19 protein-coding genes are annotated in these 19,546 nt (G+C 66.6%); 15 read left to right on the top strand and 4 right to left on the bottom strand.

Annotated features, from left to right (window positions below; translation table 11 throughout):
• Positions 1-47: 47 nt before the first annotated feature.
• Genes cydX through CSC73_RS06765 form a run of 3 tightly spaced genes read right to left on the bottom strand, consistent with a single transcriptional unit; the run spans position 48 to position 2,960 of the window.
• A complete protein-coding gene (gene cydX / locus CSC73_RS06775) occupies positions 48-203 on the bottom strand; it encodes a cytochrome bd-I oxidase subunit CydX (RefSeq protein ID WP_163839675.1) in 156 nt (51 codons plus the stop codon).
• Positions 204-212: 9 nt separating this feature from the next.
• Positions 213-1,361 (bottom strand): cytochrome d ubiquinol oxidase subunit II, encoded by a 1,149-nt coding sequence (cydB, locus tag CSC73_RS06770; protein ID WP_163839674.1) that lies wholly within the window; start codon positions 1,359-1,361, stop codon positions 213-215.
• Positions 1,362-1,373: 12 nt separating this feature from the next.
• On the bottom strand, positions 1,374-2,960 hold the full coding sequence (locus CSC73_RS06765) for a cytochrome ubiquinol oxidase subunit I (RefSeq protein WP_163839673.1): 1,587 nt from the start codon (positions 2,958-2,960) through the stop codon (positions 1,374-1,376).
• 163 nt (positions 2,961-3,123) lie between these two features.
• On the opposite strand from CSC73_RS06765, the gene ccoN reads away from it, so the two are divergent.
• From ccoN to cydC, 12 genes are all read left to right on the top strand, one after another.
• Positions 3,124-4,563, top strand: a complete 1,440-nt coding sequence (ccoN, locus tag CSC73_RS06760; protein ID WP_163839672.1) for a cytochrome-c oxidase, cbb3-type subunit I — start codon at positions 3,124-3,126, stop codon at positions 4,561-4,563.
• A 10-nt stretch (positions 4,564-4,573) separates the two neighbouring features.
• Entirely contained in the window at positions 4,574-5,215 is a 642-nt protein-coding gene (ccoO, locus tag CSC73_RS06755; RefSeq protein WP_163839671.1) for a cytochrome-c oxidase, cbb3-type subunit II, read from the top strand.
• Between the two features lie 3 nt (positions 5,216-5,218).
• A complete protein-coding gene (locus tag CSC73_RS06750; protein WP_163839670.1) occupies positions 5,219-5,362 on the top strand; it encodes a cbb3-type cytochrome oxidase subunit 3 in 144 nt (47 codons plus the stop codon).
• Entirely contained in the window at positions 5,359-6,294 is a 936-nt protein-coding gene (gene ccoP, locus CSC73_RS06745) for a cytochrome-c oxidase, cbb3-type subunit III (protein ID WP_163839669.1), read from the top strand. The genes CSC73_RS06750 and ccoP overlap by 4 nt, the downstream gene beginning before the upstream one ends.
• Positions 6,291-6,587 (top strand): hypothetical protein, encoded by a 297-nt coding sequence (locus tag CSC73_RS06740; RefSeq protein ID WP_163839668.1) that lies wholly within the window; start codon positions 6,291-6,293, stop codon positions 6,585-6,587. The genes ccoP and CSC73_RS06740 overlap by 4 nt, the downstream gene beginning before the upstream one ends.
• A gap of 249 nt (positions 6,588-6,836) precedes the next feature.
• Positions 6,837-8,390 (top strand): 4Fe-4S dicluster domain-containing protein, encoded by a 1,554-nt coding sequence (locus tag CSC73_RS06735; RefSeq protein ID WP_163839667.1) that lies wholly within the window; start codon positions 6,837-6,839, stop codon positions 8,388-8,390.
• A complete protein-coding gene (locus CSC73_RS06730; RefSeq protein ID WP_163839666.1) occupies positions 8,387-8,884 on the top strand; it encodes a FixH family protein in 498 nt (165 codons plus the stop codon). The genes CSC73_RS06735 and CSC73_RS06730 overlap by 4 nt, the downstream gene beginning before the upstream one ends.
• Positions 8,885-8,891: 7 nt before the next feature.
• Entirely contained in the window at positions 8,892-11,285 is a 2,394-nt protein-coding gene (locus CSC73_RS06725) for a heavy metal translocating P-type ATPase (protein WP_163839665.1), read from the top strand.
• Positions 11,282-11,482, top strand: a complete 201-nt coding sequence (gene ccoS, locus CSC73_RS06720) for a cbb3-type cytochrome oxidase assembly protein CcoS (protein ID WP_163839664.1) — start codon at positions 11,282-11,284, stop codon at positions 11,480-11,482. Before CSC73_RS06725 ends, ccoS begins: the two co-directional genes overlap by 4 nt.
• Positions 11,472-12,197 (top strand): sulfite exporter TauE/SafE family protein, encoded by a 726-nt coding sequence (locus CSC73_RS06715; protein WP_163839663.1) that lies wholly within the window; start codon positions 11,472-11,474, stop codon positions 12,195-12,197. The genes ccoS and CSC73_RS06715 overlap by 11 nt, the downstream gene beginning before the upstream one ends.
• A 5-nt stretch (positions 12,198-12,202) precedes the next feature.
• Complete coding sequence (cydD, locus tag CSC73_RS06710; protein ID WP_425502280.1) at positions 12,203-14,032, top strand: thiol reductant ABC exporter subunit CydD; 1,830 nt, start codon at positions 12,203-12,205, stop codon at positions 14,030-14,032.
• Positions 14,029-15,675 carry a thiol reductant ABC exporter subunit CydC gene (gene cydC, locus CSC73_RS06705; protein WP_163839662.1) on the top strand — a complete coding sequence of 549 codons (1,647 nt, stop codon included), beginning with the start codon at positions 14,029-14,031 and terminating at the stop codon, positions 15,673-15,675. The genes cydD and cydC overlap by 4 nt, the downstream gene beginning before the upstream one ends.
• Positions 15,676-15,789: 114 nt before the next feature.
• Here the strand turns inward: cydC and CSC73_RS06700 are convergent, their stop codons facing one another.
• On the bottom strand, positions 15,790-16,506 hold the full coding sequence (locus tag CSC73_RS06700) for a Crp/Fnr family transcriptional regulator (RefSeq protein ID WP_163839661.1): 717 nt from the start codon (positions 16,504-16,506) through the stop codon (positions 15,790-15,792).
• A gap of 455 nt (positions 16,507-16,961) precedes the next feature.
• On the opposite strand from CSC73_RS06700, the gene CSC73_RS06695 reads away from it, so the two are divergent.
• The 3 genes from CSC73_RS06695 to CSC73_RS06685 all read left to right on the top strand — a co-directional run bounded on the left by CSC73_RS06695 (position 16,962) and on the right by CSC73_RS06685 (position 19,487).
• Positions 16,962-18,326, top strand: coding sequence for a DEAD/DEAH box helicase (locus CSC73_RS06695; protein ID WP_163839660.1), 1,365 nt, complete (start codon positions 16,962-16,964; stop codon positions 18,324-18,326).
• Between the two features lie 160 nt (positions 18,327-18,486).
• Positions 18,487-18,840, top strand: coding sequence for a 6-carboxytetrahydropterin synthase QueD (gene queD, locus CSC73_RS06690; protein WP_163839659.1), 354 nt, complete (start codon positions 18,487-18,489; stop codon positions 18,838-18,840).
• A gap of 254 nt (positions 18,841-19,094) precedes the next feature.
• Complete coding sequence (locus tag CSC73_RS06685) at positions 19,095-19,487, top strand: phasin family protein (RefSeq protein ID WP_163839658.1); 393 nt, start codon at positions 19,095-19,097, stop codon at positions 19,485-19,487.
• Positions 19,488-19,546: the final 59 nt, after the last annotated feature.

Raw genomic sequence — 19,546 nt, 5'->3', positions numbered from 1 at the left:
GTTTTCCGAGCGTCGGGGGCGTAGCCCCGACCTACCCCACGCTGGCTTCAGTCGGCGCGCGTTTCTTTCGCCAGCCGCTGCGCTTCCTGCTCTTGCGCTTCGCGCGCGGTGCGGTCGTTCTCGCGCATTTCGTACCACATGCCGTTGAGAATCGCGAAGCTCGCGGCCAGGCTGACGCCGAGTATCCAGGAGAAATACCACATGGCCTTTCCTCAGTAGGAGTTGTGATTCTGTTCCAGGCTTTCCGGACTCACCTTGCCGCGCAGCACGCGGTACACCCAGCTGGTGTAGAGGATCACGAGAGGCAGGAACAGACAGGTCACCACCAGCATGACGAACAGCGTCATGTGACTGGAAGAAGCGTCCCACAGCGTCAGGCTGGAATTGGGATCGGTGGAGGACGGCAGCAGGAAGGGAAACACCGCTACGCCTTCGGTGAGGATGATGCCGGCAATGGCCAGGCCCGATGCCATGATGGCGGCGCCGCCGCGTCCCGCGCGCAGCATCAACGCGCTGAGCAATGCGCCCGCTACGCCCAGCAGCGGGAAGATCCAGGTCCACGGCATGGCGCGGTAGTTCGCCATCCACGCGCCCGGCGCGGCGATCGCCTGCTTGCCCAGGGGATTGGAAGCGCCCGCCGTATCGAGCGCGCCCACGATGGAATAGCCGGTCACGCCGTTGGCCACCCAGACACCGGCCAGCACGAACAGCACCGCCGTGGCCAGCGCCGCCAGCGAACCGTAACGCCGCGCGCGCAACGCGACCTCGCCGTCGGTCTTGATCACCAGCATGGCCGCGCCATGGGCGACGAGCATGGCCACGCTGACCAAGCCGCACAGAACCGCGAAGGGAGAGAGCAATGCGAAGAACCCGCCGGTATAGAAGATGCGCAAGGTATCGTCGAAGTGGAAAGGCGCGCCCAGCAGCACGTTGCCCATGGCCACGCCGAACACCAGCGACGGCACGAAACCGCCGACGAACAAGCCCCAGTCCCACACCGCGCGCCAGCGCTTGTCTTCCACCTTGCTGCGGAATTTGAAACCGACCGGCCGCAATATCAGCGCGAACAGGATCAGGAACATCGCCAGGTAGAAACCCGAGAAACTCACGGCGTACAACGCCGGGAACGCCGCGAAGATCGCGCCGCCGCCCAGTATCAGCCACACCTGGTTGCCTTCCCATACCGGGCCGATCACGTTGAGCACCAGGCGACGCTCCGCATCGGTGCGCGCCACCGCCGGCAGCAGCGTGCCCACGCCCAGATCGAAGCCGTCCGTCACCGCGAAGCCGATCAGCAGGATGCCCAGCAGCAGCCACCAGATCAGGCGCAGGGTTTCGTAATCGAGGGGAATCGTGTCCATGCCGCTCTCCGGTCAGGCCGCGGTGGAAGAAGCGGCCGCCAGCGGCGCGCCTTCCTGGTTGGGGCGTCGCTCGCCGCCGGGCATATCGTCGGGTCCTTTCAGCACCACCTTGCGCAGCAGGTAAACGTCCACCACCGCCAGCGAGGTGTAGATCACCACGAAGCCGGTGAGCGAGATGACGATCTGGTGCAGCTTCAGGCCCGAGGCCGCCAGGAACGTCGGCAGCACGCCGTCGATGATCCACGGCTGGCGTCCGTATTCGGCGATCAGCCAGCCCGCCTCGATCGCCAGCCACGGCAGCGGCAGGCTGTACAGCGCCAGCTTCAGGAACCAGCGGTATTTGTCCAGCTTCCGCACGGTGGCCAGCCAGAACGCCAGCGCGAAGAAGGCGATGAAATAGAACCCCACCCCGGCCATCAGCCGGAAGCTCCAGAACAACGGCGCCACGCGCGGAATGGTGTCGGCCGCGGCCTGGGCGATTTCCTGCTCGCTGGCGTTGCCGATGTCTTCGCGGTAGCGCTTGAGCAGCAGCGCGTAGCCCATGTCCTGCCAGTGCAGGTCGAACATGGCCTTGGCGTGCATATCGCTGCGGTCTGCGCGCAACCGCTGCAGGGCCGCATAGGCGACCTGGCCGTTGCGGATGCGTTCCTGGGCCCGTTCCACCAGCTCGTCGATGCCCGGAATCTCGGTGTTGAACGAGCGCGTGCCGATCAGCCCCATCACCCAGGGGATATGCACGGCGTATTCGTTGGTGCGCGTTTCCTGGTTGGGAATGGCGAAGGCGTTGAAGCCGGCCGGAGCGGACTCGGTCTCCCACATCGCCTCGATCGCCGCCAGTTTCATTTTCTGGTTCTCGCCGGTGACATAACCGCTCTCGTCGCCCAGCACCACCACCGACAGCGACGCCGCCAACCCGAAGCTCGCCGCCACCGCCATGGAGCGCTTGGCCAGGTCGACATGCCGGCCGCGCAGCAGATAGAAAGCGCTGATCGCCATCACGAACACCGCGCCCAGCACGTAGCCGGCGCTGACCGTGTGCACGAACTTGGCCTGCGCCACCGGATTGAACAGCACGGCCGCGAAATCGGTGACTTCCATGCGCATGGTGGCCGGATTGAATTCCGCGCCGACCGGGTACTGCATCCAGCCGTTGGCGATCAGGATCCACAGCGCCGAGAAATTGGTGCCCAGCGCCACCAGCCAGGTCACCATCAGGTGCTTGACCTTGGACAGCTTGTCCCAGCCGAAGAAGAACAGGCCGACGAAAGTGGCTTCCAGGAAGAACGCCATCAGGCCCTCGATGGCCAGCGGCGCGCCGAAGATGTCGCCCACGTACTGGCTGTAGTAGGACCAGTTCATGCCGAACTGGAACTCCATGACGATGCCGGTGGCCACGCCCATGGCGAAGTTGATGCCGAACAGCGTGCCCCAGAACAGGGTCATGCGCCGCCAGATGTCGCGGCCGGTCATCACGTAGACGCTCTCCATGATCGCGATCATGAAGGACAGGCCCAGGGTCAGCGGCACGAACAGGAAGTGGTACATCGCGGTCAACGCGAACTGCAGGCGCGACAACTCTACGACGTTCATGTCCGGCATGGGGGACGACTCGGCATGGAGATGAATCCATTGTAGCGCCTCAGGGAGGCGACCTTCGGCCGGAACTAGACCACGCCCTTTCGGCCGCCGCATTGATCTGGATCAACGCGGCGCGGTCGCGCCCAAGGGATCATCCGCTCCGACAAGACGAGGAGCGGACTGCATGCAAGGCGTCCAGGGGACCTACAACGACAAAGTGGTACGGCAGTTCGCGGTGATGACCGTGGTCTGGGGGATCGTGGGCATGCTGGTGGGGGTGATCATCGCCGCCCAGCTGTACTGGCCCGCGCTCAATTTCGACCTGCCCTGGTTCAGCTATGGCCGTCTGCGGCCGTTGCACACCAATGCGGTCATTTTCGCCTTCGGCGGTTGCGCGCTGTTCGCCACCAGCCTGCACATCGTGCAGCGCACCTGCCATGTGCGGCTGCTGTCGGACAAGCTGGCCGCCTTCGTGTTCTGGGGCTGGCAGCTGGTGATCGTGGCCGCGGCCATCACCCTGCCGATGGGCCTGACCCAGGGCAAGGAGTACGCCGAGCTGGAGTGGCCCATAGACCTGCTGATCACGGCGGTCTGGGTGGCCTACGGCGTGCTGTTCTTCGGCACCATCGCCAAGCGCAACGTCAAGCACATCTACGTGGCCAACTGGTTCTACGGCGCCTTCATCATCGCCATCGCGCTGCTGCACATCGTCAACAGCATCGCCATCCCGGTGGGCCTGGCCAAGTCCTACCCGGTCTACAGCGGCGCCGTCGACGCCATGGTGCAGTGGTGGTACGGGCACAACGCGGTGGGTTTCTTCCTGACCGCCGGCTTCCTGGGAATGATGTACTACTTCGTGCCCAAGCAGGCCGGACGCCCGGTTTATTCCTACCGGCTGTCGATCGTGCACTTCTGGGCGCTGATCGCGGTGTACATGTGGGCCGGGCCGCACCACCTGCATTACACCGCGCTGCCCGACTGGGCGCAGTCGGTGGGCATGGTGTTCTCGCTGATCCTGCTGGCGCCGTCCTGGGGCGGCGCGCTGAACGGCATCCTGACTCTGTCTGGGGTGTGGCACAAGCTGCGCACCGACCCGATCCTGAAGTTCCTCATCGTGGCCATCAGCTTCTACATGATCGCCACCTTCGAGGGACCGATGATGTCGATCAAGACGGTCAACTCGCTGAGCCATTACACCGACTGGACCGTGGGCCACGTGCATGCGGGCGCGCTGGGCTGGGTGGCGATGATCTCCATCGGCTCGCTCTACGCGCTGCTGCCGCGCCTGCTGGGCCGCGAACGGATGTACTCGGTGAAGATGATCGACGCGCATTTCTGGATGCACACGCTGGGCGTGGTGTTCTACATCGCTTCGATGTGGATCGCCGGCGTGATGCAGGGGCTGATGTGGCGCGCCACCAACGACGACGGCACCCTGACCTACAGCTTCGTCGAGGCGCTCAACGCCACCTACCCGTACTACCTGATCCGCCTGGGCGGCGGACTGCTGGTGCTGTCCGGCATGGGAGTGATGGCGTGGAACACCTGGAAGACCTACCGGGCGGCGGCCGCGCTGGCGCCACAGCCGATCCTGCCGGTGGACGTGTCGGAAGCGAAGGCCTGAGGAAACTGACATGAGCGACAAGAAACCCCACAACGCAAATGCCAACGGCCACGAGAAGATAGAGAAGAACGTCGGCCTGATGGCGGTCCTGATCGCCGTGGCGGTGTCCTTCGGCGGCCTGGCCGAAATCGTGCCGCTGATGCACCAGGCCGAGGCCATCGAGCCGTTGGAAGGCGTCAAGCCCTACCCGGCGCTGCAGCTGGCCGGGCGCGATGTCTACGTGCGCGAGGGTTGCTACAACTGCCACTCGCAGATGGTGCGCACCCTGCGCTTCGAAAGCGAACGCTACGGCCACTTCTCGCTGGCCGGGGAATCGGTCTACGACCGTCCGTTCCAATGGGGCAGCAAGCGCACCGGGCCCGACCTGGCGCGCGTGGGCGGGCGCTATTCCGACGACTGGCACCGCGTGCACCTGGCCAATCCGCGCGACGTGGTGCCCGAATCCAACATGCCGGGCTTTCCATGGCTGGGCGGCAACCCGGTCGACGGCGCCACCGTGGCCAGGCGCATGAAGGCGCTGCAGACCCTGGGCGATCCGTACTCGGACGAGGAAATCGCCGCCGCCGCGCAAGCGGTGAACGGCAAGAGCGAACTCGATGCGGTGGTCGCCTACCTGCAGGCGCTCGGCCGACACGCACCAAGGGGAGGCTGAGGCATGTTGTCCGGAATCGTGACCGCTGTATTGCTGGTGCTGTTCGTCGTCGGCTGGGCATGGGCGTGGCGTCCCGCGCGCAAGGCGGATTTCGATGCCGCCGCCTCGCTGCCGCTGGAAGACAACGACGGGGAAAGCATCCGATGAGCCATTCATGGTCGTGGTATGTGATCGCATTGGTGGTGCTGAACATCGCAGGTTGCGTGTGGCTGCTGTGGTGGACCGCGCGCCGCAGGCCCGGCGACCCGGCGCCCGAGGACACCAGCCATATCTGGGACGGCGATCTGACCGAATACAACAAGCCCCTGCCCCGCTGGTGGATCAACCTGTTCTACCTCACCATCGTGTTCGGTATCGGCTATCTGGCGTGGTACGGCGGTCTCGGCGGTTTCCGCGGCTATGGCAAGTGGTCCTCGGCCGGCGAACACGCGCAGGACAAATCCCGCGAGGACGCCAAGCTGGCCCGGACTTTCGCCCCTTACGAAGGCCAGCCGCTGCCGGTCCTGGCGCACGACCCGAGGGCGAGAGAACTGGGGCGCTCCATCTTCAGCAACAGCTGCGCCACCTGCCACGGCTCCTCGGCCGAAGGCGCCATCGGCTATCCCAACCTGACCGACGACATCTGGCATTGGCGCGGCGAGCCCGAGCAGATTCTGCAAACGGTGCTGGATGGGCGCGAGGGCGTGATGCCCGAATGGGGCAAGGTGCTGGGCAACATGGATGGACCGGACGCGGTCGATTACACCGTCGCCTACGTGCGTACCCTGCCCTATCCCGAATCCTTGCAGAAGGACTACCTGGCCACCCGCGGCAAGAAGCTCTTCGAAGGGGTTTGCGCGGCCTGCCATGGCGTCAGCGGCAAAGGCAATCCGGAGCTGGGCGCACCCGACCTGACCGACGACTACTGGATGTACGGCAGTAGCAAGGAAAGCCTGGCCAAGACCATCAACGAAGGCCGCCACGGGCAGATGCCCGCGCACCGCGCGGTGCTGGGAGAGACCCGGGCGCGGCTGGTGGCCGCCTATGTCTGGTCGTTGTCGAACAAGCCGCAGAGCGCTGCGGGAGGCGGCAAGCCATGACGGATTTCTCCGAACCGCGTTTCGACCACCCGCCGCGACCGCTGGCGCAGCGCGCGGGAGCCATCCTGTGGCCCAGTTTCTTCAGCGCCGGTGTGTCCACGGTGGTGTTCTTCGCTTTCGTCGATCCGCTGGCGTTGCGCGATCTGACCTTCCCCGACCTGCCGATAACCCGCGAACTGGGCTACACCGTGGGCTTTTTCATGTTCTGGGCGGCCTCGGCGGCTTCCAGCCTGTTCACCTGGATCCTGCTGCGTCCGTCCAGCCGTTTCAACCGCGCACTGCCGCCTGATTGAACGGACCACCGCGATGCCTGTCTTCCGCAGCGATTGTTGTGATCTCACTGCCTTGTGCCCGCCTTGCCTTGCCGCACTGCGCCGCTTCCGCCACGCCGCCCGTCATGCCGGTGAAGCCGACCCCATGATGCAGCCCCGTTCCTGTTCTCCCGCCGTTTCTCCTTCCATGGTTCCTGCTTCCGACGTTTCCCGCTTCGGCCCGCCCGCCTGTTCCTGCAAGTCCCTACCGGCCGTCCATGGGGACACCGCATGAGCCGCCGCATCCCGCTGGACATGGTGGACGAGGGCGGCAACTCGTTCTACGTCAGCGAACGCAAGATCTACCCGCGCGATATATCGGGTCGCCTGAATCGCCTGCGGGTGGCCGCGGTGTTCTGGTTGCTCGGCATGTTCTATGTGTTTCCCTGGTTGCGCTGGGATGGCCGCCAGGCGGTGCTGTTCGATCTGCCGGCCCGCAAGTTCCATGTGTTCGGGCTGACCTTCTGGCCACAGGACTTCCTGTTCCTGGCGCTGCTGCTGATCATCGCGGCCATGGCCCTGTTCTTCTTCACCGCACTGGCGGGGCGCCTGTTCTGCGGCTATGCCTGCCCGCAGACGGTGTGGACCGAAGTGTTTCTGTGGATGGAGCGCTGGACCGAAGGCGACCGCGGCAAGCGCATGAAGCTGGACGCAGGTCCGTGGAACCGGGAAAAGATGCTGCGCAAGGGCGGCAAACACCTGATCTGGCTGGCGTTCGCGTTGTGGACGGGGTTCACCTTCGTCGGCTTCTTCACTCCTATCGCCGAGCTGTGGGCGCGCGCATGGCCTTTCGCCTGGAGCGGTTGGGAAACCTTCTGGGTGCTGTTCTACGCCCTGGCCACCTGGGGCAACGCCGGCTTCCTGCGCGAGCAGGTGTGCAAATACATGTGCCCCTATGCCCGCTTCCAGAGCGCCATGTTCGACCGCAATACCCTGATCATCGCCTACGACCCGATGCGTGGCGAGCCGCGCGGCCCGCGCAAGCGCGGCCTGGGCAGCGTGCTGCAACGCGCGCGCGGCCTGCTGGACAAGATCACCGCCTACGACTACGTGTTCCGCGCCAACCAGCATCCCACCGCCGCCGACAACCGCCTGCAGGCGCACGGCACCAACACCTTCGCCGGTGCCGGCGTGGTGGCCGAACCGCTGCCGAAATTCGCGCCCGACCAATTGGGCGACTGTATCGACTGCACCATCTGCGTACAGGTCTGTCCGACCGGCATCGACATCCGCAACGGCCTGCAATACGAATGCATCGCTTGCGGCGCCTGCATCGACGCCTGCGACGAAGTCATGGACAAGATGGGTTACGAAAAGGGACTCATCCGCTACTCCACCCAGAACGCCATCGATGGCAAGCGGACGCGCGTGGCGCGTCCGCGCATCTTCGTCTACGGCACGATCCTGCTGGCGCTGGTCGGCAGTTGGGCCTGGGGCGTGACTCACCGCAGCGAGCTGATCGCCGAGGTGCTGCGCGACCGCAACGCGCTGTACCGCGAAGCCGGCGATGGCCGCATCGAGAACCACTACGTGCTCAAGCTGATCAACAAGGACCGCCAGGCGCACCGCTACCGCATCCGCCTGGAATCGGCGACGCCGTCCATCGCTCTGCGCGATGGAGAACAGACCGTGCAGGCCAACGCAGAACAGGTGCTGTCGCTGCCGGTCATCGTCACCGCTCCCGATGGCATCGGCGGCCGCCACGAGGTGCGCTTCCATGTGGAGAACATGGACGGCACCGCCGCCAGAACCATCGACAGCAGTTATTTCGGGCCGGTGCGATGACCGACAGGAAAAGCTTCTGGCGCGAACCCATGGTCTGGCTCGTGTTCGGGCTGCCGCTGGCCTCGATCGTGGCCGGGGTGACGCTGGTGGTGATCGCAGTGCGCTCCGGCGGCGCCGACACCGTCAGCGACCAGGTGCAGCGCGTGGCGCAGGTGCAGACCGCCGATCTGGGCATGGACAACGTGGCCAGCCAGCGCAAGTTGAGTGCGGTGCTGCGGGCCCAGGACGGGGTGATCGAAGTCCTGCCGGCCACCGGCGATTTCGACCGCACCCAACCGCTGCGGCTGGTCCTGGCGCATCCCTCGCAAGCCAGCGCGGACCTGCACATCGAACTTGCGCCCAGCGCACTGGGCTGGCGCGCGGACGCCCCGCTGGATTTCTCGCACGACTGGAGCCTGCAACTGCTCCCCACCGACGATAGCTGGCGCCTGCGTGGACGCCTGCTCAAACGACAGCACGCCGCCCGCCTGGGTCCCGCCGTCGCCGGCCGGTAGCCGACGCATGGACGCATCCCGCACACCAGGCTGCTACCACTGCGGCGAACCCCTGCCGGCATCGCCGCTCCGCATGACCCTTCAGGGCCAGGAGCGGTCGTTCTGTTGCAACGGTTGCGCAGCGGCGGCCGAATGGATCGGCCATGCCGACCTGGGCGACTACTACCGGCTGCGCAGCGCGCAAGCCGCACGGGTCGGCACCGAGCCGCTGGATCTGTCCATCTGGGATCGGGAGGAACTGCTCGACGGGCATAGCCACCGCATCGAAGGTGGCCGCGAGATCATCCTGCTGACCGATGGCATGCGCTGCGCGGCCTGCGCCTGGCTGATCGATCGCGCGCTGTGCCGTGAAGCCGGGGTGATCGACAGCACCGCCAATGCCGTGACCGGCCGCATCCGCATTGCCTGGGATCCGCAGCGCACGCCGCTGTCCCGGTTGCTGCATCGAATCGCGATGCTGGGCTACCGGCCCTACCTGGCCAGCGGCGAGGCCCGCGAACAGGCCCGCCTGGCCGAGCGCAAGCGCTGGCTGATACGGCTTGGCGTGGCCGGGCTGGGCACGCTGCAGGCGATGATGCTGGCCGAGGCCTTGTACCTGGATACCCGCCACACCATGCCGGTACCGACGCGGGATTTCTTCCGCTGGCTTACCTTCCTGGTGTCCACTCCCGTGGTGTTCTATTCCGGCTGGCCGTTCCTGGCAGGCGCCTGGCGCGAACTGCGCAATCGCTACCTGGGCATGGACACGCTGATCGCCACATCGACCCTGCTGGCCTACTTCGCCAGTCTGTGGGAAACCCTGCGCGGCGGCACCCACGTCTGGTACGACGCAGCGGTGATGTTCGTGTTCCTGCTGCTGGCCGCGCGCATGCTGGAACAGCGCGCGCGCAACATCGCCACTGCCCAGGTCGATGCGCTGGCCCGGGCGCGGCCCGCATTCGCCACCCGCGAGATCGATGGCGGCGTGCGCGAAACGGTGCCGGTCAGCGCGCTGCGCGCCGGCGAGGTGGTGCGCATCGCCGCCGGCGACAGCGTGCCGGCCGATGGCGTGCTCCTGGAAGGAGAAGCTTCGTTCGAGGAAGCATTGCTCACCGGAGAATCGCTCCCGGTCGGCAAGACCGCAGGGGCCATGGTGTATGCCGGCACCACCTGCCGCGAACGCCCCGCGCGGGTACGGATCACCGAAACCGGCAGCGCCACCCGCCTGTCGCAACTGTCGCGCCTGGTGGACCAGGCGCAGGCCCACCGGCCCCGCGTGGCGCAGCGCATGGATCGCATCGGCCACCACTTCGTCATCGCGCTGCTGCTCAGCGCCGCCGCCGTGTATGGGTACTGGCATTTCCATGCGCCCGAGCGCGCCTTCGAGGTCACCCTGTCCTTGCTGGTGATCAGCTGCCCGTGCGCGTTGTCGCTTTCGGTCCCCGCTGCGCTGGCCGCCGCGCACGGCACTCTGGCCCGGCTCGGTGTGCTTTCGACCCGCGCCAACGCGCTGGACGCGCTGGCGCGGGCGACCGATATCGTGTTCGACAAGACCGGCACCTTGAGCGGGGCGCGGCCCGGGCTGGAGGAAGTGGAAACCTTCGACGGCTTCGAAGCGCCGCGCGCACTGGCCATCGGTGCGGCACTGGAACGCGACAGCGGCCACCCCCTCGCCGCCGCCTTTCTATCGGCGCACCCGACCGGGGTTGAGAGTGCGGACGAAGTGGAGACGGTTCCGGGACGCGGAATCTCGGGCAGGATCGACGGCGCGTACTGGCGATTGGGACGCGCGGATTTCGCCGCCGGCCGCGAAGACGACGGCCACCTCTGGCTGGGCGATGGAACTCGCGGCAAGGCCCGCTTCACCCTGAGGGAAGTCCCGCGCCCCGATGCGCATGCCGCACTGCAGGCATTGCGCGCACAAGGACTTGTCGTGCACCTGGCCAGCGGCGACGGCCAGGCGGCGGTGCAGCGGTTGGCCGATACGCTGAAGATCGCCGACGCCCATGCCCGGCAATCGCCCGAGGACAAGCTGGCGCTGGTGCGCGCCTTGCAGGCGCAGGGGCGCATCGTGGCCATGGTCGGCGACGGCCTGAACGATGCCCCGGTGCTGGGCGGAGCGGATGTGTCCATCGCCATGGGCGAAGGCGCGCCGCTGGCCCAGCGCGCCGCCGATTTGGTGATGACCGGATCCACGCTGCAGCGCCTTCCCGCCGCCATCGCCCTGGCCCGGCGCAGCCGGCGGGTGATCGCCCAGAGCCTGGGCTGGGCTGTCGGCTACAACCTGCTGGCCTTGCCGCTGGCGGCGGCAGGCTGGGTCACGCCGTGGCTGGCCGCCCTGGGAATGGCGCTATCCTCGCTGGCCGTCACGGTCAACGCGCTGCGCCTCACCCGCGTGGCGCCGGAAAGGACTTCGCAATGAACAGTCTGCTGCTGCTGGTGCCACTGAGCCTGGTACTGCTGGGGCTGGCCGTGTGGGCATTCGTTGCCGCAGTGCGTGGCGGCCAGTTCGACGACCTGGATACGCCCGCGCTGGACATCCTGCGCGACGAAAAAAACGACGCAGCGAATGACGCAGCGAACGCCACGCCGGAACGGGAAGGTACCGATGCCGATTGACTGGCCCGTGCTGCTTGCCGCATTGCTCAGCGGCTTGATGGGCGGCCTGCATTGCGCGGCGATGTGCGGCGGTATCGCCACCGGATTTTCCGCGCTATCGCCGCAGGGCGGCTGGCAGCAGGCGATGCAGGTGAACCTGGGCCGTGTGGGCGGTTACGTGCTGGCCGGGGCCATCGTCGGTGGCGTTGGAAGCGGCCTGCTGCAACTGTGGCGCATCGATGCGCTGGTGCTGGGTCTGCGCGTGGCCGTCGGTCTGGTGCTGGTGCTGGTGGCGCTGCGCCTGTTCGGCCAAGGTAGCCGTCTGACCTTTCTGCCGCGCGCGGGTGCGCGTTTCTGGCGCCTGCTGCAGCCGTTGCAGCAGCGTTTGCTGCCCGCCGACCGCGCATGGCGGCGGATCGCACTGGGCATGCTGTGGGGCTGGCTGCCCTGCGGGCTCAGCATGAGTCTGCTCACTGCCGCGTGGCTGCAGGCCAACGTCCGCGATGGAGCATTGACCATGGCCGCCTTCGGGCTGGGCACGCTGCCGATGATGATTCCCCTGACCTGGTCGGGCGCCCGCCTGGGTCGCTGGCAGCAGCGCCCTGGCTTGCGCAGGGCGGCCGCGGGCTTCGTGCTGCTGGCCGGGTTGATCACCCTGGCTTCGCCCTGGCTGATGCGGGTGCCCGCACTGCACGAAGTTCTGGTGGCGCTGGGCTGCACGCCCCTGCCACCATGACCCGCATGCATGCAGTCGATAGCGATGACGCCGATGGGCAGGCGTCGGCCAAGTTGGATCAGGAACCATTCGCTCCCCCCGTAGCATCGCGCCGCGCGCAACTGATGCGCCTGCGGGCACTGGAGCGGCCGGCACGTGGGCAGCTGCGCTTGGCCAGCTGGTGCACGGTGCTGTCCGGCTGGCTGCTGATAGCGCAGGCCGCGGCGATCGCCTGGTGCATGCAGCAGGTGCTGGTATCCCAGGTTGCGCCGCGCGACGGCGTGGCCGCGCTTGCCGCATTGCTGGCCGTTGGACTACTGCGGACCGCATTGGGTTGGGGCGCGCGGCATTTCAGCGACTCGGCGGTGGAGGCCATCCGCCTGGAGCTGCGCGCGCAGCTCATGCGCAGACTCCTGGGCCGCGGGCCCCTGTGGCTGCGCCAGCGCCGCAGCGGCGAACTGGCCGAACTGATGGGTACGCATGCCGATGCGATGGAAGGCTATTTCGGCGGCTATCTGCTGGCGCGCACCGAAGTGATCGCGGTGCCGCTGGCATTGCTGATCGCAGTGTTCTGCGTGGATCGCGTCGTCGGCACGATCCTGCTGGTGACGTTGCCGTTGGTTCCGGTCTTCATGATGCTGGTGGGCTGGGGTGCGGAAGCGGCCAGCCGCCGGCAACTCAAGGCGCTCGCGCGCATGGGCGGGCATTTCGCCGACCGCCTCCGCGGACTGGGAGTGATCCGCCTGTACGGCCGCGGCGCCATCGAGCTGGAAAGCGTGCGCGGTGCGGCCGAAGACGTGCGTGCGCGCAGCCTGAAGGTCCTGCGCATCGCTTTCCTGTCGTCGGCGGTGCTGGAATTCTTCGCCTCGCTGAGCGTGGCGATGGTGGCGGTCTACCTGGGCCTGAGTTACCTGGGCATGCTCGATCTGCGCAGCACACCACTGAGCCTGGGCATGGGCGTGTTCTGCCTGTTGCTGGCGCCGGAATACTACGCGCCGCTGCGCCGATTGGCCGCGCATTACCACGACCGCGCCAACGCGCTGGCCGCACTCGATGAAATCGAAACCGCCGTGGAAGAATCCACCGCCACAGAAGACGTGGGAGCGGCGTCCCGCCGCGAGCTCTTGACTCCCGCAAGCGCACCGGAGGTACAACCACAAGCAAAAGCTCGCGGCGGGACGCCGCTCCCACAGACCGCGTTTCCGCTCAAGCCCGTTGCGATGATTGAAGTCCGCGATCTCGCCTTGCGCCCGCTCGGTGCGCAGCGCAACGTGTTGGCGCATCTCTCCTTCCATCTTGCCGCCGGCGAGCGCCTCGCACTCGTCGGTCCCAGCGGCAGCGGCAAAAGCACGCTGCTCGATGCGCTCGCAGGCTGGCTTCCGGTCGCGGGCGGACATTTGGCCATTCCGCAGAACATGCGCATCGGCTACGCCCCGCAGCGACCTTATCTGTTCCATGGCAGCATCGCCGACAATCTGCGCATGGCCCGTCCGCACGCTACTGAAGCGGAACTGCGCACCGCCGCAGAAGCCGCGCAGGTGATGCGTTTCGCCAGGAACCTGCCGGACGGCCTGGATACCATGATCGGCGAACGCGGCTTCGGCCTGTCCGGCGGCGAAGCGCGGCGCATCGCCTTGGCCCGCGTGTTCCTGCAAGATCCGCAGCTCCTGTTGCTGGACGAACCCACCGCGTTCCTGGATCCGGAAACAGAAGCCGCGCTGCTCGCCGCGCTGGCCGAATTCGCACGCGGACGCACGCTGGTGCTGGCCACGCACAGCCTGGCGGCGACGCGCGCGGCGGACAGGATTCTGTGGCTGCCCCAAGGCGTCCTCACCGCTCGGGGCGAAACGCCATGAACGTCTTCAGGTTGCACGCACGTTCCATCGCGCTGACGATCTTCCTGCTGCTGCTCACTCTGCTTGCGGGCACCGCCTTGCTTGGAGTGGCCGGGCATTTCCTGACCGCTGCCGCGTTGGCGGGCGTAACCGCGATGGGCTTCAACTTCTTCGGTCCTTCCGCCGGCATACGCGCGCTGACTTTCGTGCGCATCCTGTCGCGATACGCCGAAAAACTGGTCGGCCACGACGTGACCCTGCGCCTGGCGCGCGATCTGCGCGTGGACTTCTTCCGCAAAGTACTGCCGCTGGCGCCGCTGGGATTGGGAAGACATCGGATGGGCGACCTGCTGGCGCGGCTGGTGGCCGACATCGAAAACGTGGACGGCTTGCTGGTGCGCGCCCTCGGCCCTTTGCTGGCGCTGACCGGATTGGGACTGACCGCCGTCGCCGTGACCGCCTTTCTGTTGCCTGCCGCAGGAGCATTGCTCGCCCTGACCCTGCTGTCGTTGGGCGTCGGCATTCCCTACGTCATCGCCCGCAGCGCCAGTCACCTGGAAACGGCCAGAGCGCAAGCGCGCGCGGAGTTGCGGACGGCCGTGCTGGAAGGGCTGGAAGGCGCGACCGATCTGGCTGCCCTGGAAGCGACCGGAGCCTGGATAGAACATATCGACGCGGCCACCGCGCAAGTCGCCCGGCGCGAGCGCGAAGGCAAGGCGCGCCTGTCGCTGGGCGCCACCTTGCATGCGGCCATCGTTGCGGTTTCGCTGCCGGCCATGTTGTGGCTGTTGCTGGACGCCGCGCATAGCGGCCGCCTGTCGCCGGCAGCGGCGGGAGGATTGTTCTTCATGGCCGTCGCCGTCTACGAAGCCGCCGCCGGCATCGGACTGGCCTGGCAATCGCTGCGCGCCGCGCGCGCTTCGCAACAACGCCTGCGGCAAGTCGCCGCGCAAGCGCCGCTGGCGGCAGACGCTGCGGTGGTCCGTCCGGTCCCCCCGCATGCGGAACTGGAATTCAGGGAAATCGGCTTCCACTGGCCCGACGATCCGCGCGAGGTGTTGCGGGAAGCGAATCTGCGCCTCGGGCCGGGACAACGTATCGCACTCGGCGGCGATAGCGGCGCCGGCAAGAGTTCGCTGCTGGCGCTGGCGCTGCGGCTGTGCGATCCGCAAAGCGGATCGGTGCGTTACGGCGGCATCGACCTGCGCCAGTTCGCCCAGGCCGACTGGCACGCGCAGATCGCCTGGTTGCCGCAGGACGCGCCGGTGTTCGCCGGCAGCGTGCGCGACAACCTGCGCATGGGCGCGCCGGAGGCCGACGATGCGCGGCTGTGGCTTGCGTTGTCGCAAGTGAAGATGGAAGGCGCGATACGCGCGCTCCCGGAGGGACTGGACGCGTGGGTCGGCGAGAACGGCGCCACGCTTTCGGCGGGTCAGTCGCGCCGCATCGCGCTCGCGCGCGCATTGCTGCGCGATACGCCGTTGTTGCTGCTGGACGAACCCACCGAAGGGTTGGATACCGATACCGCCAACGAACTTCTATTGGATCTGGCGCAGGCAAGCGGTTCGCGCACGGTGCTGATGATCAGCCACGATGAGCTGCCGGAGGGTGTGGTGCATGCGAGCTACCGATTGATCGATGGTCGCTTGGCGCTTCAAAAATAAAGAACGTCATCCCGGCGAAAGCCGGGACCCAACTTTCCGTCGCTGTGCGGCTTGGGTCCCGGCTTTCGCCGGGATGACGGACTTTGATTTATATCTCGCGCCCGGTTTGCAGGCTCACACCCGCGCTTCAGCCAACGCCAGCAAACGCATGGAATCCAGCAACTCAATGCGATGCGGATCGCGTGCCGCGATCATCCCGTCCTGGCGCAGTTTGGTGAAACTGCGGCTCACCGTTTCCACCGTCAGCCCCAGATAATCGGCGATGTCGGTGCGCGTCATCGGCAACACCAACTGGTTCCCGTCCATGCCCTGGCGCTTACGGCGCGCGGCCATATCGAGCAGAAAACCGGCCAAGCGCTCCAGCGGCGTCATCCGCGCCAGCGCCATCAGATTGTTGCGGGTCGCATCCAGCTCCACGCAGGCCCGCTCCAGCAGTTCGCGCTCCAGGCCGGGGTGGCGCTCGCACAACTCGCGCATGTCGGCCTGGGCGATGGAACACAGCACGCTGTCGCCGATCGCCTCGATGGAATGCCGGTAGTGGGAAGCGCCGCTGAAGCCGATGAAATCGCCCGGCATCAGGAATCCGGCGACCAGCCGGCGGCCGTCCGGCAGCATGCGGATGCGGCGCAACGCCCCGGAGGTCACGGTGAAGACATAGCGCCGCACGTCGCCTTCGCGGGCCAGCATCTGCCCGGCTTGCAGGCGGACATCGCCCGCCATTGCGTCGAGCGCATCGGCTTGCATGTCCGAAAGCGCATCGCAGACCGCCAGATGGCGCACCAGGCAGCCGGTGCAGGCATGCGCCGAGATGCGGCGCGACGGCTGCGCCATCCGGCTCCGGCCGGGAACATCCTTGCCTCTGGGGCTGCGCAGGACGGGCGAGCCTGTATCGGGCGCGTCCATGTCAGCAGTGGGATTTCCCGTGCATGCGGCAATGATACTCCTCAGCCCTTTCTGAACGACCGGTGCCGGCGGCGCGAGCATTCGCGGCCGGGATCGGTTACAGTGCGCCCCGTTTGCAAGCGGCCGTCCGTTTCCCTTCGGGTCCGCCGGCGCCTTCAGGTCACATGCCTTCAAGGTCATGGACCGATGCGCCCGCCCCCACTCCGACGCCATTCGCCTTGCAGATACGGCCCCGCCGCTTTGGCGCCGGCCGCATACATTTCTCGCAGCGCGGTTCATCGGGAACGCTTCGGGCAATACCTCGATCCTCACTGGTCTTCCGCCGTCCGCGCCTTGCGTGGACGACTGGGGCCGTTTCGATCGGAATACTGGAGCTTCATCGAATGTCTTTTGAAAACCTCGGGCTTTCGCCCTTCCTGCTGCGTGCCCTGAAAGAACAGGGTTACGAGAACCCCACCCCCATTCAGACCCAGGCCATTCCGCTGGCCCTGGCCGGCCACGACCTGATGGCCGGCGCGCAGACCGGCACCGGCAAGACCGCCGCCTTCGGCCTGCCGCTGCTGCAGCACCTGGGCACCTCGCCGCAGGTGGTGAACGGCCAGCGCAAGCCGCGCGCCCTGATCCTGGCCCCGACCCGCGAGCTGGCCGTGCAGGTGCACGACAGCCTGCGCGACTACAGCAAGTACCTGCGCATCCCCAGCACCACCATCTACGGCGGCGCCGGCATGGGCCCGCAGCAGGACGCGCTGCGTCGCGGCGTGGACCTGATCGTGGCCACCCCCGGTCGTTTGATCGACCACATGGACCGCCGCAACGTGGACCTGTCGGGCATCGAGATCCTGGTGCTGGACGAAGCCGACCGCATGCTCGACATGGGCTTCCTGCCCGCGATCAAGCGCATCCTGGGCAAGCTGCCCAAGCAGAACCGGCAGACGCTGCTGTTCTCGGCGACCTTCGCCGACAGCATCAAGCAGCTGGCGCAGGAGTTCATGGTCGAGCCGAAGCACATCCAGGTCACCCCCAGCAACACCGTGGCCGACACCATCGCCCACCGCGTGCACCCGGTCGACGGCACCCGCAAGCGCGAGCTGCTGCTGCACATCCTGGCCGCCGATTCGCGCAAGCAGACACTGGTGTTCGGCCGCACCAAGCACGGTTGCGACAAGCTGACCAAGTTCCTGGAGCAGTCCGGCATCAAGGCCGCGGCGATCCACGGCAACAAGAGCCAGGGCGCCCGCATCCGCGCGCTGAAGGACTTCAAGGCCGGCCGCATCAACGTGCTGGTGGCCACCGATATCGCCGCCCGCGGCATCGACATCGACCAGTTGCCCACGGTGATCAACTTCGATCTGCCGATGGTCGCCGAAGACTACGTGCACCGCATCGGCCGCACCGGCCGCAACGGTTCGCAGGGCGAGGCGATCTCGCTGGTCGCCCAGGACGAAGCCAAGCTGCTGCGTGCGATCACCCGCATGCTCAAGCGCGATGTGGAAATCCGCGACGTGGCCGGTTTCGAGCCGATGCGTCCGATCCGCTGGGGCAACGACAACCCGCCCAACGAGCGTCCGGGCGGCAACAACGCCCCGCGCCGCGCCAACACCGCGCGCCGTCCGCATTCGGATGCGCCGCGCCACGCGCATGCCGGTCCGAAGCAGCGCACCGGCGGCGGCGCGCATCCGTCCGGCGGTCAGCGCGATGGTGCGCGTAGTCCCAACCCGTATCGTCAGGGTGCGCGTCCGGCGCGCTGAACTTCTTCGGTAGTTGATTCGGAAAGGCTGGCCTTCGGGCCGGCCTTTTTCTTTGTCATCGAGCAACCAGGGCCGTCATCCCGGCGAACGCCGGGATGGCGACCTTCAAATTTTCCAGGCGACTTCGTCTGTCTCTTCGCCCACCCCTACAATGCCACCCATGGACATCTTCAAAATCTTCACCCTCGAAGCCGCGCACCGGCTTCCCAACGTGCCGCCCGGCCACAAGTGCGCGCGCCTGCATGGGCATTCGTTCCGCATAGAAGTGCGCGTGGCCGGCGAGCCGGGTCCGGAAACGGGCTGGGTGATGGACTTCGGCGACATCAAGGCCGCGTTCCAACCGCTATACGACCAGCTGGACCATCACTACCTCAACGATATCGAAGGCCTGGACAACCCGACCAGCGAGCGGCTGGCCATCTGGATCTGGGAACGCCTGAAGCCAGCCCTGCCCGCGCTGAGCGAGATCGTGGTCCACGAGACCTGCACCTCCGGCTGCCGCTACCGCGGCTGAGCGATATCCGTGGGAGCGGCGTCCCGCCGCGAGCTCTTCCGGTAAGGCAATCGCACGTTGCCAGCAAGCCCCAGAGTCAAAAGCTCGCGGCGGGACGCCGCTCCCACCGGCCGGCAGGTTTCATTCAAGCGATTGATTCTAAACGGGTACTGACCGTTCGTCGGATTTCCATACGCCTGTTGTTGCATTGCAACAAACAGCTCTGTATGCTGCACCGCAACAAGTCGGTAAAACCCCTTTCAGGAGACATCACCATGTCCGCACAGATCAACGAGCAGTTCACCACCTTCACCCACCAGTTCGCCGCCGCCGCTGCGCGCGCCAACCGTCTGGCCCTGGAAAACGCCGAGACCGTGTTCGGCGTGCAGCTGAAGACCTTCGAAAAGAACGTCGAAGCCACCAGCGCATTCTTCGGCGAGCTGTCGGAAATCCGCGATGTCGAAGCCTACAAGACCGTGTGGCCGAAGGGCCTGCAGGTCGCCAAGGAAAACGCCGAGCGCGTCGCCGCTGCCGGCCAGGAAGTGATCGGCCTGACCTTGAAGACCAACGAAGCGATCGGCCAACTGGCCAAGAGCCAGTTCGAAGCCGCCAGCGAATCCGCGCAGGCGACCGTTGCCAAGGCGACCAAGGCCGCCAAGGGCAAGTAAGCAACACGCAACACCTGCTACACCTCGTTCGTTTATTGCGCGGCTCCCTCCCTCCGCGC

The sequence above is a fragment of the Pseudoxanthomonas sacheonensis genome, from assembly GCF_010093305.1.
Taxonomy (GTDB): domain Bacteria; phylum Pseudomonadota; class Gammaproteobacteria; order Xanthomonadales; family Xanthomonadaceae; genus Pseudoxanthomonas_A; species Pseudoxanthomonas_A sacheonensis.
This window is presented reverse-complemented; position numbering and strand designations above follow the sequence as displayed.

What these genes read in the sequence shown, in the direction of transcription:
- cydX (WP_163839675.1), bottom strand. Translation starts at nt 203, where the DNA reads ATGTGGTATTTCTCCTGGATACTCGGCGTCAGCCTGGCCGCGAGCTTC.
- cydB (WP_163839674.1), bottom strand. Translation starts at nt 1,361, where the DNA reads ATGGACACGATTCCCCTCGATTACGAAACCCTGCGCCTGATCTGGTGG.
- CSC73_RS06765 (WP_163839673.1), bottom strand. Translation starts at nt 2,960, where the DNA reads ATGCCGGACATGAACGTCGTAGAGTTGTCGCGCCTGCAGTTCGCGTTG.
- ccoN (WP_163839672.1), top strand. Translation starts at nt 3,124, where the DNA reads ATGCAAGGCGTCCAGGGGACCTACAACGACAAAGTGGTACGGCAGTTC.
- ccoO (WP_163839671.1), top strand. Translation starts at nt 4,574, where the DNA reads ATGAGCGACAAGAAACCCCACAACGCAAATGCCAACGGCCACGAGAAG.
- CSC73_RS06750 (WP_163839670.1), top strand. Translation starts at nt 5,219, where the DNA reads ATGTTGTCCGGAATCGTGACCGCTGTATTGCTGGTGCTGTTCGTCGTC.
- ccoP (WP_163839669.1), top strand. Translation starts at nt 5,359, where the DNA reads ATGAGCCATTCATGGTCGTGGTATGTGATCGCATTGGTGGTGCTGAAC.
- CSC73_RS06740 (WP_163839668.1), top strand. Translation starts at nt 6,291, where the DNA reads ATGACGGATTTCTCCGAACCGCGTTTCGACCACCCGCCGCGACCGCTG.
- CSC73_RS06735 (WP_163839667.1), top strand. Translation starts at nt 6,837, where the DNA reads ATGAGCCGCCGCATCCCGCTGGACATGGTGGACGAGGGCGGCAACTCG.
- CSC73_RS06730 (WP_163839666.1), top strand. Translation starts at nt 8,387, where the DNA reads ATGACCGACAGGAAAAGCTTCTGGCGCGAACCCATGGTCTGGCTCGTG.
- CSC73_RS06725 (WP_163839665.1), top strand. Translation starts at nt 8,892, where the DNA reads ATGGACGCATCCCGCACACCAGGCTGCTACCACTGCGGCGAACCCCTG.
- ccoS (WP_163839664.1), top strand. Translation starts at nt 11,282, where the DNA reads ATGAACAGTCTGCTGCTGCTGGTGCCACTGAGCCTGGTACTGCTGGGG.
- CSC73_RS06715 (WP_163839663.1), top strand. Translation starts at nt 11,472, where the DNA reads ATGCCGATTGACTGGCCCGTGCTGCTTGCCGCATTGCTCAGCGGCTTG.
- cydD (WP_425502280.1), top strand. Translation starts at nt 12,203, where the DNA reads ATGCATGCAGTCGATAGCGATGACGCCGATGGGCAGGCGTCGGCCAAG.
- cydC (WP_163839662.1), top strand. Translation starts at nt 14,029, where the DNA reads ATGAACGTCTTCAGGTTGCACGCACGTTCCATCGCGCTGACGATCTTC.
- CSC73_RS06700 (WP_163839661.1), bottom strand. Translation starts at nt 16,506, where the DNA reads ATGGCGCAGCCGTCGCGCCGCATCTCGGCGCATGCCTGCACCGGCTGC.
- CSC73_RS06695 (WP_163839660.1), top strand. Translation starts at nt 16,962, where the DNA reads ATGTCTTTTGAAAACCTCGGGCTTTCGCCCTTCCTGCTGCGTGCCCTG.
- queD (WP_163839659.1), top strand. Translation starts at nt 18,487, where the DNA reads ATGGACATCTTCAAAATCTTCACCCTCGAAGCCGCGCACCGGCTTCCC.
- CSC73_RS06685 (WP_163839658.1), top strand. Translation starts at nt 19,095, where the DNA reads ATGTCCGCACAGATCAACGAGCAGTTCACCACCTTCACCCACCAGTTC.